Source organism: Pseudomonas sp. NPDC088414 (genome assembly GCF_044753325.1).
Taxonomy (GTDB): domain Bacteria; phylum Pseudomonadota; class Gammaproteobacteria; order Pseudomonadales; family Pseudomonadaceae; genus Aquipseudomonas.
The window spans coordinates 86,636-112,429 of sequence record NZ_JBIVMY010000011.1 but is presented as its reverse complement, the minus strand read 5'-3'; the positions used below and the strand labels follow the sequence as shown (position 1 = coordinate 112,429).

At 59.5% G+C, this 25,794-nt stretch carries 25 protein-coding genes; 18 read left to right on the top strand and 7 right to left on the bottom strand.

Going from position 1 to position 25,794, the window contains the following annotated elements; translation table 11 throughout:
* Positions 1–16: 16 nt before the first annotated feature.
* Complete coding sequence (gene queF / locus ACIP8I_RS12890) at positions 17–847, top strand: NADPH-dependent 7-cyano-7-deazaguanine reductase QueF (RefSeq protein ID WP_400761526.1); 831 nt, start codon at positions 17–19, stop codon at positions 845–847.
* A gap of 177 nt (positions 848–1,024) precedes the next feature.
* Here queF and ACIP8I_RS12885 read toward each other — a convergent pair whose 3' ends face one another.
* Both ACIP8I_RS12885 and ACIP8I_RS12880 read right to left on the bottom strand, forming a co-directional pair.
* On the bottom strand, positions 1,025–1,288 hold the full coding sequence (locus ACIP8I_RS12885; protein WP_367085186.1) for a DUF4404 family protein: 264 nt from the start codon (positions 1,286–1,288) through the stop codon (positions 1,025–1,027).
* A 109-nt stretch (positions 1,289–1,397) separates the two neighbouring features.
* On the bottom strand, positions 1,398–2,018 hold the full coding sequence (locus tag ACIP8I_RS12880) for an HAD family phosphatase (protein ID WP_400761523.1): 621 nt from the start codon (positions 2,016–2,018) through the stop codon (positions 1,398–1,400).
* 196 nt (positions 2,019–2,214) lie between these two features.
* Here ACIP8I_RS12880 and ACIP8I_RS12875 point away from each other — a divergent pair, with 196 nt between their 5' ends.
* Positions 2,215–2,904 (top strand): VacJ family lipoprotein, encoded by a 690-nt coding sequence (locus tag ACIP8I_RS12875; RefSeq protein ID WP_007968214.1) that lies wholly within the window; start codon positions 2,215–2,217, stop codon positions 2,902–2,904.
* Positions 2,905–2,956: 52 nt separating this feature from the next.
* Here ACIP8I_RS12875 and ACIP8I_RS12870 read toward each other — a convergent pair whose 3' ends face one another.
* Positions 2,957–3,256, bottom strand: coding sequence for a PilZ domain-containing protein (locus ACIP8I_RS12870; RefSeq protein WP_400761521.1), 300 nt, complete (start codon positions 3,254–3,256; stop codon positions 2,957–2,959).
* 274 nt (positions 3,257–3,530) lie between these two features.
* Between ACIP8I_RS12870 and rssB the strand changes: the two genes are divergently transcribed.
* On the top strand, positions 3,531–4,715 hold the full coding sequence (gene rssB / locus ACIP8I_RS12865) for a two-component system response regulator RssB (RefSeq protein ID WP_007968217.1): 1,185 nt from the start codon (positions 3,531–3,533) through the stop codon (positions 4,713–4,715).
* The gene (gene rssC / locus ACIP8I_RS12860) at positions 4,712–5,194 is read left to right on the top strand and encodes an anti-sigma factor antagonist RssC (protein WP_003226553.1); all 483 of its coding nucleotides are present in this window, start codon (positions 4,712–4,714) and stop codon (positions 5,192–5,194) included. The genes rssB and rssC overlap by 4 nt, the downstream gene beginning before the upstream one ends.
* Positions 5,195–5,433: 239 nt before the next feature.
* Here the strand turns inward: rssC and tal are convergent, their stop codons facing one another.
* Both tal and ACIP8I_RS12850 read right to left on the bottom strand, forming a co-directional pair.
* Complete coding sequence (tal, locus tag ACIP8I_RS12855) at positions 5,434–6,360, bottom strand: transaldolase (protein WP_400761518.1); 927 nt, start codon at positions 6,358–6,360, stop codon at positions 5,434–5,436.
* Positions 6,361–6,567: 207 nt separating this feature from the next.
* Complete coding sequence (locus tag ACIP8I_RS12850; RefSeq protein ID WP_400761515.1) at positions 6,568–7,518, bottom strand: glycosyl hydrolase family 5; 951 nt, start codon at positions 7,516–7,518, stop codon at positions 6,568–6,570.
* A gap of 290 nt (positions 7,519–7,808) precedes the next feature.
* Between ACIP8I_RS12850 and ACIP8I_RS12845 the strand changes: the two genes are divergently transcribed.
* The 8 genes from ACIP8I_RS12845 to ACIP8I_RS12810 all read left to right on the top strand — a co-directional run bounded on the left by ACIP8I_RS12845 (position 7,809) and on the right by ACIP8I_RS12810 (position 17,491).
* Complete coding sequence (locus ACIP8I_RS12845) at positions 7,809–8,249, top strand: low molecular weight protein-tyrosine-phosphatase (protein ID WP_007968224.1); 441 nt, start codon at positions 7,809–7,811, stop codon at positions 8,247–8,249.
* Positions 8,250–8,287: 38 nt separating this feature from the next.
* Complete coding sequence (locus ACIP8I_RS12840; protein WP_400761512.1) at positions 8,288–10,516, top strand: polysaccharide biosynthesis tyrosine autokinase; 2,229 nt, start codon at positions 8,288–8,290, stop codon at positions 10,514–10,516.
* Positions 10,517–10,556: 40 nt separating this feature from the next.
* Positions 10,557–11,639, top strand: coding sequence for a glycosyltransferase (locus ACIP8I_RS12835; RefSeq protein ID WP_400761509.1), 1,083 nt, complete (start codon positions 10,557–10,559; stop codon positions 11,637–11,639).
* A 14-nt stretch (positions 11,640–11,653) separates the two neighbouring features.
* Positions 11,654–12,766: a polysaccharide pyruvyl transferase family protein gene (locus ACIP8I_RS12830; protein WP_400761507.1), complete on the top strand. Its 1,113-nt coding sequence runs from the start codon at positions 11,654–11,656 to the stop codon at positions 12,764–12,766.
* Positions 12,763–13,992: a polysaccharide biosynthesis C-terminal domain-containing protein gene (locus tag ACIP8I_RS12825; RefSeq protein WP_400761504.1), complete on the top strand. Its 1,230-nt coding sequence runs from the start codon at positions 12,763–12,765 to the stop codon at positions 13,990–13,992. Before ACIP8I_RS12830 ends, ACIP8I_RS12825 begins: the two co-directional genes overlap by 4 nt.
* Complete coding sequence (locus tag ACIP8I_RS12820; protein WP_400761501.1) at positions 13,983–15,086, top strand: hypothetical protein; 1,104 nt, start codon at positions 13,983–13,985, stop codon at positions 15,084–15,086. The genes ACIP8I_RS12825 and ACIP8I_RS12820 overlap by 10 nt, the downstream gene beginning before the upstream one ends.
* Before the next feature lie 11 nt (positions 15,087–15,097).
* Complete coding sequence (locus ACIP8I_RS12815) at positions 15,098–16,141, top strand: acyltransferase family protein (RefSeq protein ID WP_400761498.1); 1,044 nt, start codon at positions 15,098–15,100, stop codon at positions 16,139–16,141.
* Positions 16,142–16,351: 210 nt separating this feature from the next.
* On the top strand, positions 16,352–17,491 hold the full coding sequence (locus ACIP8I_RS12810; protein WP_400761496.1) for an SGNH/GDSL hydrolase family protein: 1,140 nt from the start codon (positions 16,352–16,354) through the stop codon (positions 17,489–17,491).
* 85 nt (positions 17,492–17,576) lie between these two features.
* On the opposite strand, the gene ACIP8I_RS12805 is transcribed toward ACIP8I_RS12810, so the two are convergent.
* The gene (locus ACIP8I_RS12805; RefSeq protein ID WP_400761493.1) at positions 17,577–17,981 is read right to left on the bottom strand and encodes a mannose-1-phosphate guanylyltransferase; all 405 of its coding nucleotides are present in this window, start codon (positions 17,979–17,981) and stop codon (positions 17,577–17,579) included.
* Between the two features lie 38 nt (positions 17,982–18,019).
* The gene (galU, locus tag ACIP8I_RS12800; RefSeq protein WP_400761490.1) at positions 18,020–18,853 is read right to left on the bottom strand and encodes a UTP--glucose-1-phosphate uridylyltransferase GalU; all 834 of its coding nucleotides are present in this window, start codon (positions 18,851–18,853) and stop codon (positions 18,020–18,022) included.
* Between the two features lie 389 nt (positions 18,854–19,242).
* Here galU and galE point away from each other — a divergent pair, with 389 nt between their 5' ends.
* The 6 genes from galE to ACIP8I_RS12770 all read left to right on the top strand — a co-directional run bounded on the left by galE (position 19,243) and on the right by ACIP8I_RS12770 (position 25,440).
* The gene (gene galE, locus ACIP8I_RS12795; RefSeq protein ID WP_210559161.1) at positions 19,243–20,259 is read left to right on the top strand and encodes a UDP-glucose 4-epimerase GalE; all 1,017 of its coding nucleotides are present in this window, start codon (positions 19,243–19,245) and stop codon (positions 20,257–20,259) included.
* A gap of 231 nt (positions 20,260–20,490) precedes the next feature.
* Positions 20,491–20,727, top strand: a complete 237-nt coding sequence (locus ACIP8I_RS12790) for a hypothetical protein (RefSeq protein ID WP_003226528.1) — start codon at positions 20,491–20,493, stop codon at positions 20,725–20,727.
* 144 nt (positions 20,728–20,871) lie between these two features.
* On the top strand, positions 20,872–21,933 hold the full coding sequence (locus tag ACIP8I_RS12785) for a polysaccharide biosynthesis/export family protein (RefSeq protein WP_007968243.1): 1,062 nt from the start codon (positions 20,872–20,874) through the stop codon (positions 21,931–21,933).
* An 8-nt stretch (positions 21,934–21,941) separates the two neighbouring features.
* Complete coding sequence (locus tag ACIP8I_RS12780) at positions 21,942–22,607, top strand: YjbF family lipoprotein (RefSeq protein WP_247269289.1); 666 nt, start codon at positions 21,942–21,944, stop codon at positions 22,605–22,607.
* Complete coding sequence (locus tag ACIP8I_RS12775) at positions 22,604–23,365, top strand: capsule biosynthesis GfcC family protein (RefSeq protein WP_367085175.1); 762 nt, start codon at positions 22,604–22,606, stop codon at positions 23,363–23,365. Before ACIP8I_RS12780 ends, ACIP8I_RS12775 begins: the two co-directional genes overlap by 4 nt.
* Positions 23,362–25,440: a YjbH domain-containing protein gene (locus ACIP8I_RS12770; protein WP_400761485.1), complete on the top strand. Its 2,079-nt coding sequence runs from the start codon at positions 23,362–23,364 to the stop codon at positions 25,438–25,440. Before ACIP8I_RS12775 ends, ACIP8I_RS12770 begins: the two co-directional genes overlap by 4 nt.
* Positions 25,441–25,794 lie beyond the last annotated feature (354 nt).

The following is a 25,794-nucleotide window of genomic DNA, read 5'->3' as shown; positions in this document are numbered from 1 at the left end:
CAGTCAGGTTTCCGCCATGCATCCCGCAGCCGAACATTCGCCGCTGGGCAAATCCAGCGAATACATCGCCACGTACACGCCGTCCCTGCTGTTCCCGATTCCGCGCACCGCGAAATGGGCCGAGTTGGGCCTGACCGCCGAAACCCTGCCGTATAAAGGTGTGGATTTCTGGAACTGCTTCGAGCTGTCGTGGCTGCTGCCATCGGGCAAACCGGTGGTGGCGATCGGTGAGTTCAGCATTCCGGCGGATTCGCCGAACATCATCGAATCGAAGTCGTTCAAGCTGTACCTGAACTCGCTGAACCAGACGCCGTTCGCCGACATCGCCAGCCTGGAGGCCACGCTGGTCAAGGACCTGTCGGCCGCTGCCGGCAAACCGGTTGGCGTACGGGTACGCAGCCTGAAGGACGTCGAAGCCGAAGGCGTCGTGGCGTTGCCCGGCGTGTGCATCGACGATCTGGACATCAGCGTCAGCAACTATGAGCATCCGCGCCCGGAGCTGCTGCGTTGCGATGATTCGAAGATTGTTGAAGAGAGCGTGCACAGCCATCTGCTCAAATCCAACTGCCCGGTGACCAGCCAGCCGGACTGGGGCAGCGTAGTGGTGGAGTATCGTGGCGCGGCGCTGGATCACGCCAGTCTGCTGGAATACATCGTCAGTTTCCGCCAGCACTCGGACTTCCATGAGCAGTGCGTGGAGCGGATCTTCCTCGACCTGCAGCGTTTGCTGAAGCCGGAGAAGCTCACGGTGTTTGCGCGCTATGTGCGTCGTGGCGGGCTGGATATCAATCCGTATCGCAGCACTGAGACTGTGCAACTGCCGAACCAGCGCCTTGTGCGCCAATAAATAACCCCTGTAGGAGTGAGCCTGCTCGCGATTGCGGACTGACATTCAACATGGATGTCTACTGATACACCGCTATCGCGAGCAGGCTCACTCCTACAAGGGATCGCGTTTCAAATCGCGCCTATGAAAAAGCCCTGCCAGCGCTGGCAGGGCTTTTTGCATTTCAGGGAAGGGGAATCAGATCCCCATACTGCCCAGCGCATTGACGATATTGCGCAGGGTGCCGGCAATAGCCGGGTGTTCAAGTTCGAAGCGGTCCACCGCCAGGTTCACGCCATCGGCGATGCTTGCGTCCTGAGTGGCGCTCTCCAGTTTGATTTCAGTTTCGATCTGCGCCATCAGCGCATGCAGATCATCACGCTCAGCTTCAGACAGCGGCGGATTCTGCTCCAGTTGCTCGCGCAGGGTGTCGAGTTGTTTTTGCAGTTCTTGGGCGGGCATGGTGGGGTTCCTTTTATCTAGAGGCACTGGCATTGACCGCAGCCGCGCGCCAAAGGTCTATGGCTGACCTTTAGATTAATCCACTCTGCTGCAACCTGCATGATCCCGGTCAGGGCTTCTCGCCTTTGAGACGGCGCAGGCGGATGTCGGCCAGACAGGTGTCGAGTTCGCCCAGATGATCGATCACCGAATGTACGCCCAGGTTAAACAACTGCAGGGTCGCCTTGCCGCGGCGCTGTTCGCGTTCCTGTTGGCTCAAGGCTTGCCACTCGCTCGGCGACAGGCCGCACAGCGAACCGCAGGACGCCAGGCCAATGGTCCACAACCCGGCGTTGAGGCCCGATTGCAGCAGACGCGGCTCGCCGCTGACCAGCACGCAGCCGTCCAGACGACTGACATTCAGCCCCATCAGTGCTTGCCAACAGGCGTTCGGCGCCGGCCACGGATTGATTGTTGCTGAATATTGCGTCGGTTGGATCCACCCCGGCAACGAGGCCGCCAGAGATTGCGCGAGGGCAGGGGGCAGTTCATCGATCCACCCACAGGGAATCTGCTGGCGCTGCAGGCTGAGCAGGCTGTCGAGGGCGCCGGGTGTGGCGTCGGCGTGCTCGGGCAGCACGCTGGCGTGTTGATGGGCGCGGGCACCGAAATCCACCAGACAGCCACTGAGCCCGAACAGCACGGCGGTCAGGCCGGGCGCGGCGACAGGCAAGGCTTCAGCGTGGGTCATGGCAACGTCCCTGAAATAGGCATGAGGCTAGGGGACATCAGTGACAGTTGGATGACAGGTGTGTGAATGAGCGTGTAGGAAGCGTCCTGCATGACTCTTTACGGGTGGACTGCCCAAAACGGCATTTGCGCTTATACTAGCGCTCTTAACGCTTGGGCCCGGGTGCCCGCGCCAGTAAAAATCCAAGGAGTTTTCTATGCGCTGGAGCAATCCTCTCGCTCAGCTATGTGTATGTGCCAGCGTCTTGCTGGTTCCGTTCGCCGCCAACGCCGCAACGGAAGAAGACCCTTGGGAAAGCGTCAACCGCCCGATCTTCCAGTTCAACGACTTCGTCGACACCTACGCGCTCAAGCCGCTGGCCCAGGGCTATGAATTCGTGACGCCGCAGTTCCTTGAAGACGGCATCCACAACATGTTCCGCAACGTCGGTGACGTCACCAATCTGGCGAACAACATTCTGCAGGCCAAACCTGCAGCCGCCGGTGTCGATACCGCGCGGATCATTTTCAACACCACTTTCGGCCTGCTGGGCTTCTTCGATGTCGGCACCAAAATGGGCCTGAATCGCAGCGACGAAGACTTCGGTCAGACCCTCGGTTACTGGGGCGTCAGCAGCGGTCCTTACGTGATGCTGCCGTTGCTCGGCCCAAGCACCCTGCGTGATGCACCGTCCAAGTACGTCGACAGTTACACCGCCCCGTACCGCTACATCAACGACGTGCCTGTCCGTAACTCGGTGTTCGGCCTGAACATCGTCGACACTCGCGCCAGCCTGCTGTCGAGCGAGAAGCTGATCAGCGGTGACAAGTACACCTTCATCCGCAATGCCTACCTGCAGAACCGCGAGTTCAAGGTCAAGGATGGTCAGGTTGAAGACGATTTTTAATCTCGACCGATGACAAGAAGGCGGCCCGTGAGGCCGCCTTTTTTGTGTGCGCTTATTTCATCTTCAGAATGGTCAGACCGAGTTTCTGGCTGGCGCCGTCCCGGGCTTTGACCCAGACCACTTCGGTCTCCGCTTCCAGCCCGCTCAATGCGGCATGCTCGGAGTCGATGCGCACGCTCAAGCGGTCGCCAACCGCGAACTGGCGCGGCGCTTCGACCTGCATGCCGCTGCTGGAGAGGTCGATGCACACGCCGGCGATCTCATCGCCTTCATGAATCAACACCACATCGGCATCGACCCGCATGCGGATGAAATCACGCTTTTCGCTGTAGTCCCGACCGGTTTGACTCATGGCTTCGACCTTCCATTGGGTTACGGTTTGAGCTGTTCTTATAACTCTCGGTGATTTGACAAGTAAAGTCGTCAAGCGACCATCGGCGCATGCTTGAAACGCCCCGCGGATGGGAGTACCGTCTGCGCCTTAGAAGGGCACCTCTGGTGCAATCGCGTTCCGGCTCAGTGCTCGAAAGCGGTGCAGCAGAGAGGCTAGAAAGCGAATCCAGTAGTCTGAGCCGGGCCGATGCCCCGCCTGCTACGCCAACCTAATTCTGGCGCCGTTTGCCCACATGCCAAAAACCAGTGCCACGCTGCTGATAATCGATGATGACGAAGTAGTGCGCGCGAGCCTCGCGGCCTATTTGGAAGACAGTGGTTTCAGCGTCCTGCAGGCCAGCAACGGCCAACAGGGTCTTCAGGTATTCGAGCAAGACAAGCCCGACTTGGTCATCTGCGATCTGCGCATGCCGCAGATGGGCGGTCTCGAACTTATCCGTCAGGTCACCGAGCGCTCACCGCAAACGCCGATGATCGTCGTTTCGGGTGCCGGCGTGATGAACGACGCGGTCGAGGCGCTGCGCCTGGGTGCGGCGGATTACCTGATCAAGCCTCTCGAAGACCTGGCCGTGCTTGAGCACTCGGTGCGTCGCGCGCTGGATCGTGCGCGCCTGCTGCTGGAAAACCAGCGCTACCGCGAGAAGCTGGAGAAGGCCAACCGCGAGCTCGAAGCCAGCCTGAACCTGCTCCAGGAAGACCAGAACGCCGGTCGCCAGGTGCAGATGAACATGCTGCCGGAAAGCCCGTGGCGCATCGACGAGTTCCAGTTTGCCCACCAGATCATCCCGTCGCTGTACCTGTCGGGTGATTTTGTCGACTACTTCCGCGTCGACGAGCGTCGGGTGGCGTTCTACCTGGCCGACGTATCGGGCCATGGCGCCTCTTCGGCGTTCGTCACCGTGCTGCTGAAGTTCATGACCACGCGCCTGTTGTTCGAGTCCAAGCGCAACGGCACGTTGCCGGAATTCAAGCCTTCGGAAGTCCTTGGACATATCAACCGGGGGCTGATCAGTTGTAAGCTGGGCAAACACGTCACAATGGTCGGTGGAGTCATCGACGAGGAGACCGGTTTGTTGACCTATAGCATCGGCGGCCATCTGCCGTTGCCTGTGTTGTACACGCCTGACAGTGTTCGTTACCTCGAAGGCCGCGGTTTGCCGGTGGGCCTGTTCAATGAGGCCACCTACGAAGATCACGTGCTTGAGCTGCCTCCGACGTTCAGCCTGACGCTGATGTCCGACGGCATTCTGGATCTGTTGCCAGAACCGACGCTCAAGGAAAAAGAAGCTGCCTTGCCTCAACGGGTGAAGGCGGCGGGCGGCAGCCTGGATGGTCTGCGGCAAGTGTTTGAATTGGCCACGCTAGGGGAGATGCCGGATGATATCGCCCTGTTGGTGTTGAGCAGGAACCTTCAATGAGTACCGGTAGAATCCAGTTCGCCGAACAGGACGGCACCTTCGTCCTGAAGTTCGTCGGTGAAGTTCGCCTGACCCTGTGTTCGGCGTTGGATGCGACTATTGAGAAAATCTTCACCGCGTTGAATTTCAACGCGATCGTGATCGATTTGACCGAAACCCGTAGCATCGACAGCACCACCCTCGGCCTGCTGGCCAAATTGTCGATCCTGTCGCGGCAGAAGGTCGGCCTGCTGCCGACCGTCGTCACCACCCACGAAGACATCACCCGTCTGCTGCAGTCGATGGGCTTCGAGCAGGTGTTCAACATCGTCAACCACCCGGTGCCGTGCCCCGAGTGTCTGGACGACCTGCCGGATCAGGATCAGTCCGAGGAAGTGGTGCGGATCAAGGTGCTCGAAGCGCACAAGATCCTCATGGGCCTGAACGACTCCAATCGTGAAGCCTTCCATGACCTGGTGAACGCCCTCGAGCGGCACTGAGTGGCCTCTGTGGCGAGGGAGCTTGCTCCCGCTTGGCTGCGCAGCAGCCATAAAACCTGCCGGCACGGTGTTTCTGAAAAAACCGGATAGCCAATTGGGCCGCTTCGCAGCCCAGCGGGAGCAAGCTCCCTCGCCACAAGGACACCGCCTGCCATAAGCCATCATTTGCGCTGGACACCACCAACAAAAAAGGGCGAACCCAATCGGGTTCGCCCTTTTTTGCATTTCAACCGCTCAGATCACAGCTTGGCCTGCAACAGCGCCTCAAGCTTCTCCTGGTCACGGGCGAATTGACGGATGCCCTCGGCCAGTTTCTCGGTGGCCATCGCGTCTTCGTTGGACAACCAGCGGAATTGCGCTTCGTTGAGGCTCAGGCGCGCTTCGCCGGCGTGGCCCGGGGCGAGTTTGCGCTCCAGTTTGCCGGTGTCTGCCGCGAGCTTGTCGATCAGGTCCGGGCTGATGGTCAGGCGATCGCAGCCGGCCAATTGCTCGATCTGGCTCAGATTACGGAAGCTGGCCCCCATGACCACGGTCTTGTAGTCATTGGCCTTGTAGTAGTTGTAGATGCGGGTGACCGACTGCACGCCCGGATCATCGGCGCCGGTGTAGTCGTTGCCGTTGGCCTTCTTGTACCAGTCGTAGATGCGGCCCACGAACGGCGAAATCAGGAACACCCCGGCGTCAGCGCATGCGGCAGCCTGAGCGAAGGAGAACAGCAGGGTCAGGTTGGTCTGGATGCCTTCCTTCTCGAGGATCTCGGCAGCGCGGATGCCTTCCCAGGTCGAAGCGATCTTGATCAGTACGCGGTCACGACCGACGCCGGCCTTGTCGTACAGTTCGATCAGGCGATGCGCACGCTTGAGCACGGCGTCCTGGTCGAACGACAGGCGCGCATCCACCTCGGTGGAAATGCGGCCCGGAATCACCTTGAGGATTTCCTGGCCCACGGCGACACCGAAATGGTCGCTGGCCAGACCCACGTCGCCCTTGCAGTCGCTGACGCAGGCGTTCAGCAGCTCGGCGTAGCCCGGGATGGCGGCTGCCTTGAGCAGCAGGGAAGGGTTGGTGGTGGCATCGACCGGCTTGACCCGGGCGATCGCTTCGAAGTCGCCGGTGTCGGCAACCACGGTGGTCATCTGTTTGAGTTGTTCCAGCTTGGAAGTCATGGGTGTGCTCTGTCCTGTGGGTTTGACGACATTACCCGAGCGTTGGCAGCCACTCAAGGGCATCAAGGCGCAACGGGTTCCCCGGGGGCAACAACCTGAGAACGGCTGTTTGAACGGTGGGGCGCGGTATCGATGAATACGATGCCAAAATCGGCCGCAGGTTCAAAGCAACTGACGGCCAGCGCCCCTTGAGCACATTGATGGAGGTTATTGCTGGCTCAGCTGGGTTTTGACTGCGGTTTCTGCCGGTTTCGGCTGGCCATCGGAGGTCAACAGACCGAAATTCTTCTCGCGGTCATTGCTGCCAGTGTCGCTGTTTTTCCACTCGTAGATCGAGGTCAGGGCAATGTTGCGGGTTTTGATATCGGCGACGAATGCACTGATTTTACTGGCCTGACCCTCAGTCCCGCCGTTGGAGGCGAGCGCCGAGATGCCCCATTCGCTGATCACCCCCGGCAGATGGAAGTTCTGCTGGATAAACGCCTGGGCGTTGCTGATCTGCGTGCCGCTCATGCCGTAGGGATGGTAGGAAACCGCGTTGAGGCATTTGGGGTATTCGCTGACGATTCGGTTGAGTGCCACGGTGGACGCCGAGCCGGCAGTCGGCGGCCGGGCAAAACCAAAACCGATCACCGGGACAGTCTGGGGTTTGTCTTGCAGGGCCTTGCACGCTGCGCTCATGAACGGCACGAACGTCGTGTCGAAATTGCCGGTCGGCCAGTAGGTGCCGAGGTCCGGCTCATTCCACAACTCGATCGCCACCAGTTGTGAGCCATAGGTCGCTGCCAGACTGGTCAGCGCGTTGGCATACGCGACCCCCGCGTTCGCCAGATCATTGGCCGGCAACGGCTTGGTCGCGCGCAGGGTCATCAACACCGGCAGACCGGCTGCACGGGCCACGGCGAAGGCGTCGCTTATCTGCTTCTGGTAAGCGGCGCTGGGCAGGCTGTCAGTCCATACACCAAAACGCACGAAACTGAAGCCGGTGGCTTTGACGCGCTCGGCGTCGGCAGCGGAGAAGGTCTGGACTTTGACCTGAACCCCGATGGTCTTGTTGGTGGGTAATGCCGGGAACAGTTCATTGGCCTGACTCTGGCCGGTTGCCGCCAGCAGTAACAGGGTCAGGGCGCTCAGGGGTTTGAGATGGGCTGATTTCATGTCGGTTCTCCGGGTGAGAAATGACAACGGCGAAAAGTATCTCGAGATAACTGTTTCGAAACTAACAATCGCACTAAGTGCGCCAATGTTATTTTTTGTCAGGAAAACCAGACCTGAAAATCACAGTTATTTTTAGTCCGGTAATTCTGTTTTGGCGGCTTTTGACCCTGTGGTACTTAATACGCTGGTACTAACAGGGCGAATCTATTTCTGAGTGCAGAATGATCTAGTGGGTTCATTAAGATCCGCGCTAGATGTTGGCAGAATGATATTACACAGGAATGTAAACCTTGTTCAAAAAGATCCTCGTCGTGTGCGTTGGCAATATTTGCCGAAGTCCGACAGCAGAACTTCTGCTGCGTAACGCGCTGACCCCCTCAACCATTTCGGTGACGTCCGCAGGTCTCTCTGCGCGGGTTGGCGAAGGCATGGAAGCATCGGCGCGCCAGGTGCTGGAAGACCACGGGCACAGCGCCGAAGGTTTCCGGGCCCGGCAATTGACCGCCGATATCGTCAATGAATCAGACCTGATTCTGGTGATGGAAAAACAGCATGTGAATCAGGTGCTGAAGATTGCCTCGCACGCCCGAGGCAAAGTATTTCTTCTCGGCAAGTGGCAGAGCGAACGAGAAATACAGGATCCGTATCGTCAAGGTAAGGCCGCTTTTATTCATGCTCATGCATTGATTGAAGATGCTGTTAGCTCGTGGGCGCAGCGCCTCGGACATTGATGAATATTCTTCAGATCAGTGAATGGTAAGAAAGACTTATGCAGTTACCGTCAGTAATCGCCAACCGTGATAACGATCAAGACAGTATTGATCTTCTCGGCATATTCGGCAGTTTGATCGACCAGAAATGGTTGATCGGTGCATTCACCGGCGCCTTCATGGCCGCTGGCGTTGCTTATGCGGTATTGGCGACGCCAGTGTACCTGGCGAACGCACTGGTGCAGGTCGAACCGAAAAAGAACGACATGCTCGGCTTTTCCGACCTCAGCAGCATGCTCGGCGGGCAATCGCCGTCGGTGACCGAAATCGGCATCATCAAGTCCCGCGCGGTGATCGGCAAAACCGTCGACGACCTGCGCCTGGACATCGACGTCACCCCCAACACCTTTCCGGTGATCGGGGGTTTTCTCGCCCGGCGTTATCGCGGCGAAACCGAGTTCAGCGTGGCGCCGCCGCGTTTTGGCTTCAACAGCTACGCCTGGGGCGGTGAGCGTCTGGAATTTACCCGGCTCAATTTGCCCAAAGAGTTGTTGGGCAAGAAGCTCACGCTGGTGGCTGGTGAACAACAGCATTTTCAGTTGCTCGATGACAACGACAACTTGCTGGTCGAGGGCGTCGCCGGCCAAGCCTTCGCCCAGGATGGCGTCGAGGGTTTGATCGAGCGCCTGCAAGCCAATCCAGGCACGCGCTTTGAAGTGGTGCGCAATCCACGGATCGTGACCATTCAGGGTTACCAGGATGCGCTGGATATTTCCGAGCAAGGCAAGGAGTCGGGGATTATCCGACTGGCGCTGGCCAGCGCCGATGCGGCCGAGGCGGTGAAGATCCTCAACAAGATCGCCGCGCTCTACGTCGATCAGAACGTGCGCCGCACCTCGGCGGAAGCGGCGCAGAGCCTGGCGTTCCTGCAAAGCCAGTTGCCGCAGGTCAAGCGTGATCTGGCCAAGGCCAGCGATGCGCTCAACGCGTATCAGACCCACGGCAAGACCGTGAATATTTCCCTGGAAACGCAATCGGTGCTTGGTCAGTCCGTGGCGCTGGAAACGCGGATTTCCGAGCTGAAAATGCAGCAGGCGGAAATGGATCGCAAGTTCACCAAACAGCATCCGGCGTATCGCGCCTTGATGTCGCAGATCGGTGAGTTGACCCAGCAGCAGAAGTCGCTGGAAGGCAAGGTCGGTGATCTGCCGGCCACGCAGCAGGAGCTGCTCAACCTGACCCGGGATGTGGAAGTGGCTTCGCAGATCTACACGCAATTGCTGAACAAATCCCAGGAGCTGGACATCGTTCGCGCCGGTGCAGTGGGCAACGTGCGTTTGATCGACCCGGCGGATGTTGACCTGAGCAGCCCGGTCAAACCGAAAAAAGCCCTGATCGTGCTGATCGCAACGTTCCTCGGCGCCTTTGTCGGCGTGGCCCTGGTGCTGTTGCGCAAATCGTTGAGCAAAGGTCTGGAAGGCCCGGAAGCCATCGAACAGCTCGGGCTGCCGGTGTACGCGTCGATTCCTTACAGCGCCTTGCAGCGTGACGAGGACACGAAAAAGGGCCGGGCCAAAATCACCGCCGAAACACCGGCCTATCTGCTGGCGCTGCGCAACCCGACCGACTTGTCCATCGAGTCGATCCGCAGCCTGCGCACCTGCCTGCACTTTGCTGCGCTGGATTCGACCAATAACCGCATCATGATCTCCGGCCCCAGCCCGCAGGTCGGCAAGACCTTCGTCTCCTCCAACCTCGCCGCGGTCATGGCGCAGAGCGGTCAGCGCGTGCTGTTGATCGACGCTGATATGCGCAAGGGCCATCTGCACAAGACCCTGAACGTGCCGATCGCCAACGGCCTGTCGGATCTGCTGGTCAAGCGCTGCAGCATCGAGCAGGCGATCAACACGGTGGAAATCGACAACCTGCACTTCATCAGCCGTGGTCAGGTTCCACCGAATCCTTCCGAGCTGCTGATGCACGCCAACTTCCGCGACCTGCTCGCCGAACTCAGTGAACGCTACGACGTGGTGATCATCGATACGCCGCCACTGCTGGCGGTGACCGACGCGGCGATTGTCGGGCGTGAAGCCGGGATCAGCCTGATCGTCACGCGGTTTGCGGTAAACCCGGCCAAGGAAATTGAAGCGACCATTCGCCGCTTCGCGCAGAACGGCATCGAGCTCAAGGGTGCGGTGTTCAATGGCGTCGAGAAGCGCGCGGCCAGCTATTACGGCAATGGCAGCTACGGCTATTACAACTACGAATACGCGTCGGACAAATCCTGAGATTCAGGGACGTTCCAACAGGCATGAAAGTGGGTGGGTTGTGAAGAAAATACTGCACGTGGCTGAAACGATAAAAGGTGGGGTCGCCACCGTTATCCGCACCATCTCGGCTTCCCCCGAAGGCCAGGATTCGAATTACGAGCTGGTCTATCTGGTGCCGCTCGACCAGAAACAAGAGCTGCACGGCATCGATGCACAGCAGATTCGCACGTTCGAACGCAGCGGGCGGGATGTGCGTTCGCTGCTGCGATTTGCCTGGCAACTGACCCGAGTGATGCTCAAGGAAAAACCCGACGTGGTGCATCTGCACAGCACCTTTTCCGGGGTGATCGGCCGTGTGGTCTGTGTGCTTCTGCGACCGTGGCGCAAGCCGAAAATTGTCTACTGCCCGCACGCCTTTTCGTTCCTGATGGAAAGCTCGCCGACCAAACAGAAGATCTACGCATGGATCGAGCGGGTCCTGCAGAGAGTCACCGACGTGATTATCTGCGTCAGCCGCTACGAGATGGACAAGGCCGCACGGTTCGGTATTCAGCGCTCGCGCATGAAGCTGATCTACAACGGCATCCACCAGCGAGACGAAGCGCCGAAGGCCGAGAGCCCCGCGCCGATTCATCTGCTGTTTGTCGGTCGCCTCGACTACCAGAAAGGCTTCGACGTATTGCTCAAAGCCTTCGCCAAGGTGCAGCGCAACGATCTGAAGCTGACGGTAGTTGGCAGTGCGGTCAACGAGGACACGGTCGAGTGCCCCGAGATGGACGCGGTCGAGTACCTGCCGTGGGTCACGCCGGCCGAAGTACAGGCGCTGTACCAACAGGCCGACGCGCTGATCGTTCCGAGCCGCTGGGAAGGCTTCGCCATGGTGCCGCTGGAAGGCATGGCCATGGGTTTGCCGGTGATCGCCAGCAACTGCACGTCACTGCCCGAACTGGTCACCCATGAAGTGTCCGGCTACGTCTTCCCCACCGGTGATCATCAGGCGCTGGCCGACGTGCTGGCGCGAATCCAGAAGCCGCGGTTGCTCGACCTCGGCAGCGAAGGCCGGAACATCGTGCGCGAGCGCTTCAGTGCCACGCTGATGATCCGCCAGACCTACGACGTGTATTGCGCTCCCACTTATTAAGTAGAACTCAGCTTATGAACGTAACGATTTTGCATGGCTACAGTGCCTCCAACTCCGGTGACGGCCTGCTCGTCGATCTGGCCATCGCGTTGGTGCAGCGCAACTTTGGCGAAGACACCGCGATCAATGTCGTCGCGTCCGATCCGCAGTCTTTCGATTACCTGCCGCACCCGCGTTTCGACGCGCCGGTGATGGCGGCCAAGGGCCTGGGGCGGGTCAAGCAGGCGGTGTTCCTCAACCAGTCGTATGCCGGGCTGGCGGATCTGCTGCGCAAGACCGATCTGATCGTCGGTGTCGGTGGCGGCTACATGCGCTCGAAAAGCGCCTTCGAACACATCAAGCTGAAACTCGGCCACGCCAAGCAACTGGAAACGGCGATCCTCAGCAAAGTGCCGTCGGTGTACCTGCCGCAAAGCATCGGTCCGTTCCATGGCGAGAGCGGCAAGATTGTCGAGCACTACGCCAGCGCCGACGCGGTGTTCGTGCGCGATAACCGCTCCTCGGCAATGTTCGATGCCTGCGAAAACGTCTACCGTGCGCCGGATCTGGCGGTGCAGTCGTTGGCTAGCAAGATCCTTCAGCAGCCAAAGTTCACCCGCTGTGCCGCATCGCCGGCCACCGTGTGCGTGGTGCTGCGCAAGCCGCCGGAGTGGAGCAAGGAAAAGAAGGTCGCCTACGTCGCCAACCTGAAGTTGCTGCTGCAGCGTCTGAAGAACAAAAGCAAAGTGGTCTGCGCCGTGCAGAGCGCCGTTCGCGGCAACGATGACGGTGCGTTCTATCGCGAGTTGGGCATCAGCGAAGATCTGCTGTCGCTGAAGGCGACGATTGCCAAGTATCAGCCGGACCTGGTGATCTCGGTGCGCCTGCACGGCGCCATCGAATCGCTGCTGTCCGGTGTCCCGGCGTACCACATCAGCTATGAGCGCAAAGGCTTTGGCGCCTATCAGGACATGGGTGTGGAAGACTGGGTGATCAATGGCGGCGACATCAATGTCGACACCATCATCGACACCGTGTACGCGCCGAACGCGCTGTCGAACTTCGGCAAGCGCCTGACCGACACTTGTCGCGAAATCGAAGCCAAGACGGTGATGATGGACGAGATCATCAAAGGCGTCGTTCGATGATATTTCGCTTGCTGCTGCGCGGCGGAGCCTTGGGCGCGAAGTTTCTGCTGGTGTTGGCCATCACCCATTACCTGGGCTACGAAGCGCTCGGGTTTTATGGCGTGGTGGTCGCGGCATCGCTGATCGCTTCGAAGTTCTACAGCGTTGGTTTCAGTTCCGAGATCAATCGGTTGATCAGCGTCGGCGGCAGCTCGCGGCGGGTGGTCGACAAAGTCCTGCTGCTGTACATGGCGGTGGGGCTGCTTCTGTCGCTGGCAACGGTGGGGATTTACTCGCTGTTCCAGCAGGTCGAGGCGAGCACCGCACTGATCCTCTGCGTGACGCTGGTGCTGCTCACCGAACACCTGTCGTTCGAGATCAACTCGTTCGTGTTTTCCGCACAGAAAGCCACGGCGGGAGCGCTGCTGTTTTTCATCAAGACCGGCCTGTGGGCGTTGCTGGCGGTGGGCGGGATGATGCTCGACTGGGTGTCCGGCATCGCCAGTGTGCTGTGGTTGTGGGTGGCCGCCAACGTGCTGGTGATCGTCGCCGGTTATCTGATCGTGGTGAACGTGCACAAGGGCCGGGTCAGCGAAGCACTGACTACCGCGACCGTGTGGAAGGCCGGCCTGCCGTTCTACTTCGGCACGGGCTTGATCGCGCTGAGTCAGTACGCCGAGCGCTTTCTGATTGCCGACCTCGAACCCTACGCCAGCCTCGGTAAATACGTGTACGCATGGTCGGCGGCCAACACCTTGCAGGCGCTGTCCTACGCGGTGGTGGCGGTGGTCGGCATTCCGGTGTTGGCCAAGCGGTTTCAGGCGGATCAGCAGGCGTTCACCGTCCGGCAGTTGTTCGTCAACAAATGGGTGATGCGCTCGTTAGTGGTGTCGGCGGCGGTGGCGGTGCTGATCTATCTGTTCTTCAACGTGGTGCTCGATTACGTCGCCACCAGTGTGCCGCGTCCGGACAACGCGATCCTCGGCGTGCTGATTTTTTCCTTTGCCTTGCGGGCCATCGGCGACATCGTCTGGGGTGGTCTGATCGCTTCGAAAAACAGTCGGGTGTCATTCGCCAGCGCGGCGATCTGCCTGCTGGTGTCGGTGCCGGTCAGTTATCTGCTGATCAAGCACTATTCGATTTACGGCGCGGCGTGGGGCAATGTCTTCGCGATCATCGTGCAGCTCGGGGTGATCGCCGTGTTGACTCGGGCGACCCGTGCCAAAGGGGCGCTGGCATGGGGTTGAAGTTGCCGTGCATCGAGTTTCGCGGCCGCAGACTCGATTCCTCGCTGTCGTTCCTGATTCTGTTCACCGGGTTGTTCCTGTCGGTGGCGATGCCGCTGCTGATCCCGCGCGATCCGGGGCCGGATGCGATGACGTTGTGGTCCTCCTATGCGCGGGCCGACAACTGCAATTTCTGGAACCCGTTCTCGCCGGACCGCTCCTCCTACGAGTGTTCGGCCTTCCTGCTGCGGCCCACCGGGATCAACCTGACCAACGCCTGGGCCTACGGGATGTTCTGCAACTTCTTCCTCACGGCGATTCCGGTGGTGGTGTTCCGGCGCATGCCGCTGGCGATCTTCGGCACCCTGTGTCTGTGGGGGATTGTGCGTTCGTTTTTTCTGGAAAACCTGACCAAGGAAATCATCGTTTCGGTGGCGGTACTGAGCATCTTGTTCAGCTCGCTCACGCGCAAATATCGCGGCGGTTTTTTTCTCTCGGCGGTGATTTACGGCGTACTGATCCGGCCTTACTGGATTCTGTTTTCGCTGTCGTGGGTCGGCGTCTGCGTGATGAAAAAGTACGTGTCGCGCTTCACCTTTTTCCTGATGCTGTTCCTGTTTTATCTGGCGGTGGCCATGGCGATCCAGCTGGCGCTGGGTTTTCCGGTGTCATCGATTCGCGCCAGCAACAACGAGCTGCGCACGGCGGGGGAGGAGGGTTCGAAATCGCTGATCGTGTCGTGGCTCAGCGGCAGCGACTTCGTCTCTCAGGCGCTGGACTCGATGATCATTTTCTTCCGGTTGTCGTTCCCGGTGGAGCTGATTCTGCTGTCCGGGCCGGGCCAGGTGATTTTCGTGGCGCTGATGATCATGACCGCGCTGCTGCTGTTCAAAGTCATCACCTCCACCGATTACAAAGGCGCGCCGATCGAGACCAAACCCAAGGAACTGATCGCGGTTCCGCTGGCGTTCCTGCTGGTGCAGGGTTTGTTCGAGCCGGACTTCGGCTCCTTCGCCCGGCACTTTTCCATGGTGGTGCCGGTGTTGTTCGTCGGTCTGGGCTTGATGTTGCGCGCGAACAAACCGGTGCGGGTTGAATCACGAGTTCTGAATTGAGGCAGGTGTTTATGTCGAGCAAGAAAAAATCGCTGGAGATCGAAACCCTGCGGGGTCTGGCGTGCCTGCTGCTGGTGCTCTATCACGTCATCGGCCCGTTGGGCGGGGGCTTGAAGATCGATATCGGCTCGCCGTTCCGGGTGATCGCCGACTCGATGGTGTATGTGCGCATGCCGCTGTTCACCTTCATTTCCGGCTACATCTATTCGATCTACAAAATTCGCGGCAATGACTTTTCCGCATTCTTCAGCGGCAAGGTGCGACGGCTGATCGTGCCGCTGTTTTGCGTCGGCGTGCCGTTCTCGGTGTTGCAGGCGGTGGGGCCGGGGGTGAACAAGGACGTCGGCGTGATTGATGCGTTGCTGTCGTTCTGGGTGCCGGTCAACCACTTCTGGTTCCTGCAGGCGGTGTTCATCATTTTCATGTTCGTCGGCCTGCTGGAATGGCGCGGGATGCTGCGCTCGATGACGCGTTTGTATCTGCTGTTCGCCTTCGCCGCGGCAGTGTTTCTGTTGCCGCCGTTCAAGCTCGATGCGTTCGGCATCAATGGCGCGATTTATCTGTTGCCGTTTTTTGTGGCGGGGATGATCGGCCAGGAAAATGTCGAGGCGTTGAAGCAGCGATTCAAGGTGATCGGGCCGCTGGTGTTTGTGCTGATCGCGCTGACGCTGCTGTACGTGGCGGCGATTGATCGTGAGTTGATCGTTGACCGCCGCAGCCTGATCGGGTTGACCGTGGGTTGCGTGTCCTGCATTGCTTTGCTGTCGAGTGACATGCGCTCGAAGTGGCTGACCTGGCTGGGCGGCTACTCTTACGCGATCTTCCTGTTCCATGTGTTGTTTGCGGCGACTTCGCGGTTTGTCATGGGGCGGCTGGGGGTGAAAGACGAAAGCATTCTGGTGCTCAGTGGACTGCTGTTCGGTCTGTTGGGGCCGGTGGTGCTGTCGATGATTTTCAGCCGCTTCAATGTCACTTCGGTGCTGTTTCTCGGGGAGCGCGCGGCGAAGAAAAAACCGGCGGCGAGCGTCACGCCGGTGGTGCCGGCCAGAAGCTGAAAAGCTTCGCCAGCAAGGATCTCCGGAACTCACATCATCCCTGTGGGAGCTGGCTTGCCAGCGATGGGGACCGATCAGATGAAGCTTATTCGCCTGACCCACCGCATCGCTGGCAAGCCAGCTCCCACAGGATTTGGGTGTACAAGGATTTAGCGGATGACCTCAACCTCTGCTCGCGAAGGGGCCATTCCAGACTGAAGGAAATAATGCATGTTGGCAGTCAATGACGCTCAGCCGGTCGCAGCGTCGGTGGTGGAGGTGGGCGATGCCCGCGAGCGCTTTGCGCAGTGGCGCGAAGGCAAGGCCGGGAAGGTCTTGTCGGTCTCGGTGATCGGCGACAGCTACAGCGCCGGGCAGGATTTCTACCTGAACAAACTGGTACAGCGCGTGGCCGGCGAAGTTGGTTTTGCCGGTCCCGGTTACGTCGGTTTCAACCACGGCGCGGCGCTGGGGGGCACGCATTTCAAATACACCCGCAGCAGCGAAAAGTACTTCGGTGGTGGCTGGCAGGTTTCCGGTCTCGGTCAGGCCAGCCCCGACAGCCGCACGGTGACCGGCACGCCCGGTGCCTGGCTGCAAATCGATGCCAGCCCGACACCGGCCATCGACACCCAAGTCACCCAGGCGAAATTGCTCTATCTGGGCAACGGCGAGCCAAGCGAGCTGCGCTACCGCTGGACGCCCTCGGAAGACTGGCAACCGTTGACGCTCAAGGGTTCGGGCGTTCAGGAAGTACCGCTTTCAGGTCTCTCTTCAGCGGCAGACTGGTCGTTCAAACTGGAAGTGGTGAAGGGCGCACCGACCTTGTTCGGCCTGTGGCTGAGTAACGACCAGAACGGCGTGCGGGTTTCGAAACTGGCGGCCTCCGGAGCGGCTTCCGCTGACTTTTATCACCAAGATCCGCAATGGCAGGTGCAATGGAAAGCCGCCGTGTCGAAGATCCCCGCCGACGTTTACCTGATCATGCTCGGCGGCAACGATCAGGGCTTCGGGGTCAAACCCGAGCAGTACCTGCACAACGTTCAGGGGCTGGTGGCAATGATCCGCGAGATCCAGCCGGCGGCGAGCATCAACCTGATCATGCGTCAGGACACCACGCGTTCCAGCGCCTATCCGATGTCGGCGTATGCACAGGTCTTGCAGCCGTGGGCGCATGAGCAGCAGCTTGGTTTTGCCAATCTGCAATGCGCGTTCGGCCCTGACGTCAAACGCTATGCAGCAGCGATGATCGGCCCGGACAAGATTCATCCGCAACCCGCTACAGGTGGAAAAGTAATCGCCGATTACTTCTATCGCTGGATCGTCAGTGGCATCAACACAGCCAGTTGCGACACCACAAAACCCCTGTAGGAGCTGCGGCACGCTGCGATCTTTTGATCTTGCTCTTAAAATCAAAAGATCGCAGCCTTCGGCAGCTCCTACAAGGGGCAGTATGCTATTCGAATTGTTCGATCTGGCTCAGGAGCTCCGCAGTCTTCTGCGGCATCAGTTGCGTGGCACACCGCGTCTCGACATTGATGATGATCGCCGGCTCGTTGCAGCACAGGCGTACGCGGAAGCGCCAGTCGCTGAAGATCACTTTCAGGCCATCGCGGTCGTCCATTTCCAGCGCCTGCTCGGCATACAGTTGTTTCAGATGGGCGAGCAGGGGATAGGGATCCGCCAGTGCTCGGCGAATGTCGCCGGACGCCGGAAACATGCCGATGCGTTCCACCAGCAGAATGCTGCCCAGCCACGACTCGTTGGCGCTGGGCAACGGCTGATGGCGTGGCAGCCAGCTGACCACCCCGAGGTTGCCCACCTCCCGTTCAATCTCTGCTGCATGCTGTGCCATGTTCATGGGTTGCCTCCTGAAAAGAGAAGTGGGCGGGGACCGTCTCAGCGGCCTTTGAGGTAGACGTTGTCGTAGCAGAAGTTGGTCGCCTGCAGGTAACCCTCGGCGTCGCCGCAGTCGAAGCGCAGGCCCTTGAACTTGTAGGCCAGCACGCAACCGTTCTGCGCCTGTTTCATCAGTGCGTCGGTGATCTGGATCTCGCCGCCCTTGCCCGGTTGGGTGTCGGCGATCAGGTCGAAGATGTCCGGCGTCAGGATGTAGCGACCGATGATCGCCAGGTTCGACGGCGCGTCCTGCGGTGCCGGTTTTTCCACCATGTTATTGATCCGGTAGATGCCATCGGAAATCAGTTCGCCGGCGATCACCCCGTACTTGTGGGTCTGGTCGGCCGGGACTTCCTGGATGGCGACGATCGAGCAGCGGAATTTCTTGTACAGCTGAATCATCTGCGACAGCACGCCGTCACCTTCCAGGTTCAGGCACAGGTCATCGGCCAGCACCACGGCGAAGGGTTCATCGCCGATCAATGGGCGGCCGCTGAGAATCGCGTGTCCCAAGCCCTTCATTTCCACCTGACGGGTGTAGGAGAAGGTGCAGGTGTCGATCAACTCGCGGGTGCCGGCGAGGAATTTCTCTTTCTCGGTGCCGCGGATCTGGTGTTCGAGTTCGTAGCTGATGTCGAAGTGGTCTTCCAGCGCACGCTTGCCCCGACCGGTGACGATGGCCATGTGTTGCAGGCCGGCGTCCCGTGCTTCTTCAACGGCGTATTCGATCAACGGCTTGTTGACGATCGGCAGCATCTCTTTCGGCATGGCTTTGGTCGCCGGCAAGAAACGCGTGCCGTAACCGGCAGCGGGGAACAAACATTTACGAATCATAAAAGTATCCTGGACAGTCATGGAACACAGGCAACGGATGCGCGCACTGATCAAGGCGCACAAGTTTCAATGATTATTGAACGAGTACTTTAATACCTGAGTCAGGTTGTTAATGGCAATTAGCGCAGGGGGTAAAACATGACAATGTTATGAGATGTCGGTAATAACGTTATTAGTTATTCTTAGTCGGTATCTGTTGATAGTGATGAGTGTACTTGGGGTGCTAATAAGTACCGGGCAATACAGTTTGACCTGCAAAAATATTTATTGCCAGTGGTTGAACTAATTTTGTTTAAGGCTGTTGTCGTCCTTATTTGTGTGGTGCGCCACAGATTCAATGAAAGGGACTTGACAGACTACTTGTCACTTATCCAATGACGGACCGCGCTATGAAGATTCTGGTAACGGGTGGCGCCGGCTATATCGGCTCGCACACCACACTTGCGCTGCTTGAAGCAGGTTATGAAGTTGTTGTACTGGATAATCTTTGCAACAGCAGCGATGCGGCATTGCACGCGATAGAAGGTATCTGCGGCAAAAGCGCGTTGATGATTCGCGGCGATGTCTGCGACCGGGCGTTGCTCGACCGGATTTTCCGCGAGCATGCGATCGACGCGGTGCTGCATTTTGCCGGGCTCAAGGCCGTCGGCGAGAGCGTGCGCAAGCCGCTGGATTACTACGAGAACAACGTCGGTGGCAGCATCACGCTGTGTCAGGCGATGGCGGCGGCCGGGGTGTTCCGGCTGGTGTTCAGCTCGTCGGCGACGGTGTACGGCGAACCTGAGCAGATGCCGATCCGCGAAGATTTCCCCACCGGCATTCCGACTAACCCTTATGGTCAGTCCAAGCTGATCGTCGAGAACGTGCTGCGCGACCTGAGTCAGGCCGAGCCACGCTGGAGCATCGCCTTGCTGCGTTACTTCAACCCGATCGGTGCGCATCACAGCGGGCATATGGGCGAAGACCCCAGCGGCATCCCCAACAACCTGTTGCCTTACATCAGCCAGGTTGCGGTCGGCAGCCTGCAGGAGTTATCGATTTTCGGCGACGATTACCCGACGATCGACGGCACCGGGGTGCGCGATTATATTCACGTTGTCGACCTCGCCGATGGCCATCTCAAAGCTCTGCAATCGATTGCCGACCGCCCGGGCATCCATACCTGGAACCTCGGTACCGGCGACGGCTACAGCGTGATGCAAGTGCTGCATGCCTTCGAACAAGCCAGCGGACGACCCGTGCCGTACCGGGTGATGCCACGTCGCAGCGGGGACATTGCCGAGAGCTGGGCCGACGCTTCCAAAGCCGCGAAAGAGCTTGGCTGGAAAGCCACGCGCAGTTTGCAGGACATGGTCACTGATACCTGGCGCTGGCAATCGAATCATCCGCGCGGTTATCTCGAATGATGTCGTTCTAATACTGAATGTTAGTTTCGGTCAGCTGTTAGATATCGTCGGGAAAATACGCTGGAAATGCCTTTTGCAAGTCCGTAGATATAAACCTGCCGTTCGACTTTTATCAGTTGGGTAAGACTGTGAAAGAACGACGGATCTTGTTCGCGCTTTTTGCGGGCTTGAACGCTACCACCGCTAACAAAGACCGTTTTTTAACAGGTCGAATGTTAGAAAGGAGTTGATATGAAAAAAGTGATGGCGATTGCCCTGTTGACGATGTTGAGCAACTGGGCGTCCGCTGCTGAAGCGCCGCTAACTGCGGTGACCAATGTATCTGGCAGTGTGGCGGCTTCTACAGCGCCTGCTGCCAGTACTGCAATGGTTGCCAGTGCAGTCGCGGCGTCCAACAGCGGCGGAAGTGCCAACGGCGGTACCACTGGCACCACCGGTACTACCGGCACCACCGGCACGCACAACTAACAGGAACATTTGTTAGTGCAGTACAGGGTCGCCCGACGCAAGTCGGGTGACTTTATTTTTAGATTCGCCCTTGAATAGCGTAGTGCCATTATGACTCGTAGTTTTTCTCTTTTGCTGTTGGCAAGTATCGCTTTGCAAGGTTGCATGTTCTCCCCCGGCCAATACCTGAGCACCGGCGACATCACGCGCCAGGGCGCCAGCGAAAGCAGTCGGGTCGAGCTGATTCCGATCACGCCCAAGCTGATCTCGATGACTCGCGCCACACAGAAGCGTGAGACGGTGCCGGCGGAACTGTTGGCCACGCCTGCCGAATACCGCATTGGCAGCAACGATGTGCTGTACATCACGGTCTGGGATCACCCGGAGCTGACCGCGCCATCGGGGGCACAACAGCAGATCGACGCCAACGGTCGACTGGTGCGCTCCGATGGCACGCTGTACTACCCGTTCATCAAGGAAGTGCAGGCGGCCGGCAAGACTATTCAACAATTGCGCTCGGACATCGAATCCCGCCTGTCGGCGTTCATCGCCGAGCCGCAAGTGGATGTCGCGGTGCTGCGTTTCGCCAGTCAGAAAGTGGTGGTTTCCGGCGCCGTGGCCAAGGCCGGACCACAGCCGATTTCCACCAACCCGTTGAGCGTGGTCGAGGCCCTCGGTACTGCCGGCATCGACACCAACAACGCCGACCTGTCGGGCTTGTTGCTGACTCGCAATGGCCGGGTGTATCCGCTCAATCTCGACTCGCTGAACCAGCAGGATTCCGAGTTGCAGCACGTCTTCCTCAAGGGCGGCGATCAGCTGTATCTGCCGTACAACGACAACAAGCGCATCTACGTCATGGGTGAGGTCAATCAGCCCCGTGCGCTGAGTTTCAAGACTGCGACGATGAACCTCTCCGACGTGCTCGGTTCGGTCGGCGGCTTGAGTCAGACCACCTCCAACGGCAACGCGGTGTACGTGATTCGCGGGGTGGAAAACCTCGATGTCGAGCCGGCGAAAATCTATCAACTGGAAGCTCAGTCGCCGACCTCAATGGCACTCGCTTCGCACTTTGAAGTGCGTCCCCAGGATGTGGTGTACGTCGGCCCGGCCAACGTCACGCGCTGGAACCGCTTTATCAGCCAACTGGTGCCGTCGGCATCGATTGTCGGGACCGGGGCTTCCGCTGCGAAGAACTGGAGCGAATTCAGTAACAACAGCAAATAAGGCCGACCGTGAAAACCTTGAAAGTTGGCGTCTGCCTGATGGCGGCCTTGATGTTGTGTGGCTGTAACCCGCTGATGACCGCTTCGGTGCGCAACCTAAAGTCGGCGGTGATCGGCCCGGACGAACTGGACGTGAGTGCGGCGCAGGTGGCCGAGGTCAAGTATCCGCAAGTCAAACTGACCACACCGTCCGGCTCCGGGGTGCTGGCGCTGGTGCGCGAGCGTGAAGACCTGCAGTTCTGGGTCGCCTCCGGCAAACAGGTGTTGCTGCTGCGCGATGGCCTCGCCGTGCGCACCATCGGCCTCGGTGTCGAGGGCGACCTGGACGGTACGCGGCTGGCCGACGACGCGCCGTTCAAGCGCGGCCTGCATCAAGTCGCCGATGGCTTCACCAGTCAGCGCTGGATCGACCTGTACAAGGGCCAGGAAGTCGGCTTGATCGTCAACAGCCGGTTCTCCCGCCGATCCACGCAAACCCTGCAAATTCTCGACAAGGAATACACCGTGCTGCGTGTCGACGAACGTATCGACGTCCCGGCGATCGGCCTGCGCGCGACCAACCATTACTGGGTCGATCCGCTGGATGGTTTCATCCTGCAGAGCGAGCAGCAACTGACCACGCAACTGCGCGTGCGCATCGTGCAACTGACCCCTGATCGCAGGCATCTGCCGTGAAGCGCTTACGGATGTTATCGGCAGGTTTGCTGTTGCTCAGTGGCATCGGTCAGGCAGCGGTCACGGTCAGCGGCGATGTCGCCAACCCGGGGCCGGTGGAATTGCCGCCGGGCGGGCGCTTGCTCGACGTGATCAGCGTGGCCGTACCGAATGCCGAAGGTTACTGGCTGGCCGGCGAGTTGCTGCGCCAGTCGTTGCTGGAACAGCAGGCGCGGCTCAAGGCCGGGGTGTTGTTCGATCTCGATGTGTTGCAGCGCATGGCCTCGTTGTTTGACCGCCCGAGTCGCGCGGCGCTGGCGCTGCGCCTGGCCGAACAGGTGCGGCAGATGCCGGTCACCGGGCGTCAGGTCGCGGACCTCGATCCGGTCGCGGTGGAAGTCGGTTTCGCACGCAACATTCGTCTCGACGATGGCGATCGCCTGATCTACCCGAAACGGGTCGACGAGGTGCAAGTGTTGGGCGCGGTTGCAGAGACCTGCCACCTGCCTTATCAGCCGCTGCTGGAGGCGCGTGAGTACCTGGAAAGCTGTACGCCGCTGGACGATGCCGAGGCCGATTACCTGTGGCTGATCCAGCCCAATGGTGCGGTGCGGCGCGTGGGTATCGCGCACTGGAATCGCGAGAGCGGGCAGTTCCCCGTGGCCGGCAGCAAGATTCTGGTGCCGGTGAAGAATGATGATCTGGATCCGCCTGTTCCTGAACTGAATCAGCAGTTGGCCGAATTGATTGCCACGCAGCTGGCTGAGGTGGTTCGTTGAAGTTACGTTTTGCAGCTGTGTTGTTATTGCCGTGCGGTCTGGTGCATGCCGAGCCGCGTATTACCCAAAATGATTTCGGTGGCACCGGTCTGTTGCAGACCCCGACCGCGCGCATGGCCCCGGCCGGCGAGCTGAGCGTCAACGCCAACCGCACCGAGCCTTACAGCCGCTACAGCGTGTCGTTGCAGCCACTGGACTGGCTCGAAGGTTCGTTCCGCTACACCGCGATCACCAACCGCCCGTACGGGCCGGAGTCGATGAGCGGCAGCCAGAGCTATAAGGACAAGGCGGTCGACGCCAAAGTCCGGCTGTGGCAGGAAACTCACTGGGCGCCCGATGTCGCTCTGGGCTTCCGAGACATTGGCGGTACCGGTTTGTTCGCTAGCGAATATTTCGTCGCCAACAAACGCTTTGATAATTTCGATTTCAGCGCCGGCATTGCCTGGGGTTATCTGGGTAATCGCGGCGACCTCGACAATCCGTTGGGTTACCTTGACGATCGCTTCAAGACCCGTCCGGCCCTGGAAGGCACCGGTGACGTCAACGCGGGTTCGTACTTCCGTGGCAAACCTTCGTTCTTCGGTGGCGTCAGCTACCAGACGCCGTGGGATCGACTCAGCCTGAAGCTCGAATACGAAGGCAACGACTACAAGCACGAGCCCAAGGACAACGTGATCAAGCAGGACTCGCCGATCAACTTCGGCGCGGTGTTCAAGGTGGCCGATTCGGTGGACGTCAGCGCGGCGTGGGAGCGGGGCAACACGGCGATGTTCGGCATCACCTTCCACACCAATTTTGTCAGCCGCAAGGCACCGGCCAAGTCCTACGATCCAACGCCTGAGCCGCTGCCGGCGAAGATGCCGACCACGCCGATGGAACAGGTCAATTGGGCCGACGTGTCGCAACGTCTGCAGCAAAATGCCGGCTACAAGGTCGAGCGCATCAGCCAGCGTGATTCCGAGCTGATCGTCTACGGCGAGCAGCAGCGTTACTTCCATTCGTCGAAGGCCGTTGGCCGCGCGAGCCGGATTCTCGATAACAGCGTGAACGACGACATCAACTGGTTCACCGTGGTCAACAAACGCTACGACCTGCCGCTGGAAGAGACCAGCGTGCCACGCCAGACCTTCCGCGAAGTGATCAACAACGAGGAGCCGCTGGAGTCGCTGCACCGCACCACCGAGATCAACCCGGCGATGCCGCACAACGAGAAAACCCTCTACAGCGAAGCGCCGCAGCACTTCAATTACGGCGTCGGCCTCGGCTTCAAGCAGAACGTTGGCGGCCCGGATGGTTTGCTCTATCAATTCAGCGCCGATGCGGACGCCGAGTACCGCTTCAACCGCAACACCTGGTGGAACGGCCTGCTCAGTGCCAACCTGGTGAACAACTTCGACAAGTTCACCTACGATGCACCGAGCGGCCTGCCGCGGGTGCGCACCGATTTGCGTCAGTACCTGACCACCTCGGAAGTGACCATGCCGTTGTTCCAGGTCAGCCACGCCGAGCAGTTGGACAAGGACCTGTATGGCATGGTCTACGGCGGCTATCTGGAGTCGATGTTTGCCGGCGTCGGCGGTGAGGTGCTGTTCCGTCCGACCGGTGAGCGCTGGTCGGTGGGGGCGGATCTGAACTACGTGCGTCAGCGCGAGTTCGACCAGGGTTTCGGCCTGCGCGATTACTCAGTCTGGACCGGGCACATCACCGGCTACACCGACTTGCCGTACGACACGTTGGCGGCGGTCAGCGTCGGTCGTTATCTGGCCGGCGACTGGGGCGGCACGCTGGACATCTCTCGCGAGTTCTTCAACGGCGTGCGCTTCGGCGCCTGGGCGACGATCACCACGGCTGGCAGCGCCGAGTACGGGGAGGGTAGTTTCGACAAGGGCATCTACCTGTCGATCCCGTTCGACGAAATGATGAGCATGTCGACCATGCGCCGCGCCAACCTGGTCTGGGCCCCGCTGACCCGTGACGGCGGCGCCAGGCTCAATCGCAGCTTCCAGCTACACTCGATGACGGATAGCCGCGAGGGTGACATGTTCTACCGCAACTTCTCGAAGATTACCGAGTAAACCCCGAGCCACCCCACATCCCGATCCCTGTAGGAGTGAGCCTGCTCGCGATAGCGTCAGCCCAGTTGACATCCGTGTCGCCAGACCCACCGCAATCGCGAGCAGGCTCACTCCTACAATGGTCCTGCGGTAAGGCCACGCATCCCGACCCAAACCCCATCCCTATGGGAGCGAGCTTGCTCGCGAAGGCGTCGGCACATTCAACATCTGCGCTGCCTGACCCACCGCTTTCGCGGGCAAGCCACGCTCCCACAGTGGTTCGAGGGTGAAGCAAATATCTTGATCCACACCCCAATCCCTGTGGGAGCGAGCTTGCTCGCGAAGGCGCCGGCACATTCAACATTTGCGCTGCCT

Bases quoted from the DNA above. Each gene is read 5' to 3' on its own strand.
- ACIP8I_RS12790 (WP_003226528.1), top strand. From the start codon at position 20,491: ATGAAAAAAGTGATGGCGATTGCCCTGTTGACGATGTTGAGCAACTGG.
- rssB (WP_007968217.1), top strand. From the start codon at position 3,531: ATGCCAAAAACCAGTGCCACGCTGCTGATAATCGATGATGACGAAGTA.
- tal (WP_400761518.1), bottom strand. From the start codon at position 6,360: ATGACTTCCAAGCTGGAACAACTCAAACAGATGACCACCGTGGTTGCC.
- galU (WP_400761490.1), bottom strand. From the start codon at position 18,853: ATGATTCGTAAATGTTTGTTCCCCGCTGCCGGTTACGGCACGCGTTTC.
- rssC (WP_003226553.1), top strand. From the start codon at position 4,712: ATGAGTACCGGTAGAATCCAGTTCGCCGAACAGGACGGCACCTTCGTC.
- ACIP8I_RS12880 (WP_400761523.1), bottom strand. From the start codon at position 2,018: ATGACCCACGCTGAAGCCTTGCCTGTCGCCGCGCCCGGCCTGACCGCC.
- galE (WP_210559161.1), top strand. From the start codon at position 19,243: ATGAAGATTCTGGTAACGGGTGGCGCCGGCTATATCGGCTCGCACACC.
- ACIP8I_RS12805 (WP_400761493.1), bottom strand. From the start codon at position 17,981: ATGAACATGGCACAGCATGCAGCAGAGATTGAACGGGAGGTGGGCAAC.
- ACIP8I_RS12870 (WP_400761521.1), bottom strand. From the start codon at position 3,256: ATGAGTCAAACCGGTCGGGACTACAGCGAAAAGCGTGATTTCATCCGC.
- ACIP8I_RS12850 (WP_400761515.1), bottom strand. From the start codon at position 7,518: ATGAAATCAGCCCATCTCAAACCCCTGAGCGCCCTGACCCTGTTACTG.
- ACIP8I_RS12785 (WP_007968243.1), top strand. From the start codon at position 20,872: ATGTTCTCCCCCGGCCAATACCTGAGCACCGGCGACATCACGCGCCAG.
- ACIP8I_RS12885 (WP_367085186.1), bottom strand. From the start codon at position 1,288: ATGCCCGCCCAAGAACTGCAAAAACAACTCGACACCCTGCGCGAGCAA.
- ACIP8I_RS12815 (WP_400761498.1), top strand. From the start codon at position 15,098: ATGTCGAGCAAGAAAAAATCGCTGGAGATCGAAACCCTGCGGGGTCTG.
- ACIP8I_RS12840 (WP_400761512.1), top strand. From the start codon at position 8,288: ATGCAGTTACCGTCAGTAATCGCCAACCGTGATAACGATCAAGACAGT.
- ACIP8I_RS12820 (WP_400761501.1), top strand. From the start codon at position 13,983: ATGGGGTTGAAGTTGCCGTGCATCGAGTTTCGCGGCCGCAGACTCGAT.
- ACIP8I_RS12810 (WP_400761496.1), top strand. From the start codon at position 16,352: ATGTTGGCAGTCAATGACGCTCAGCCGGTCGCAGCGTCGGTGGTGGAG.
- ACIP8I_RS12825 (WP_400761504.1), top strand. From the start codon at position 12,763: ATGATATTTCGCTTGCTGCTGCGCGGCGGAGCCTTGGGCGCGAAGTTT.
- queF (WP_400761526.1), top strand. From the start codon at position 17: ATGCATCCCGCAGCCGAACATTCGCCGCTGGGCAAATCCAGCGAATAC.
- ACIP8I_RS12875 (WP_007968214.1), top strand. From the start codon at position 2,215: ATGCGCTGGAGCAATCCTCTCGCTCAGCTATGTGTATGTGCCAGCGTC.
- ACIP8I_RS12830 (WP_400761507.1), top strand. From the start codon at position 11,654: ATGAACGTAACGATTTTGCATGGCTACAGTGCCTCCAACTCCGGTGAC.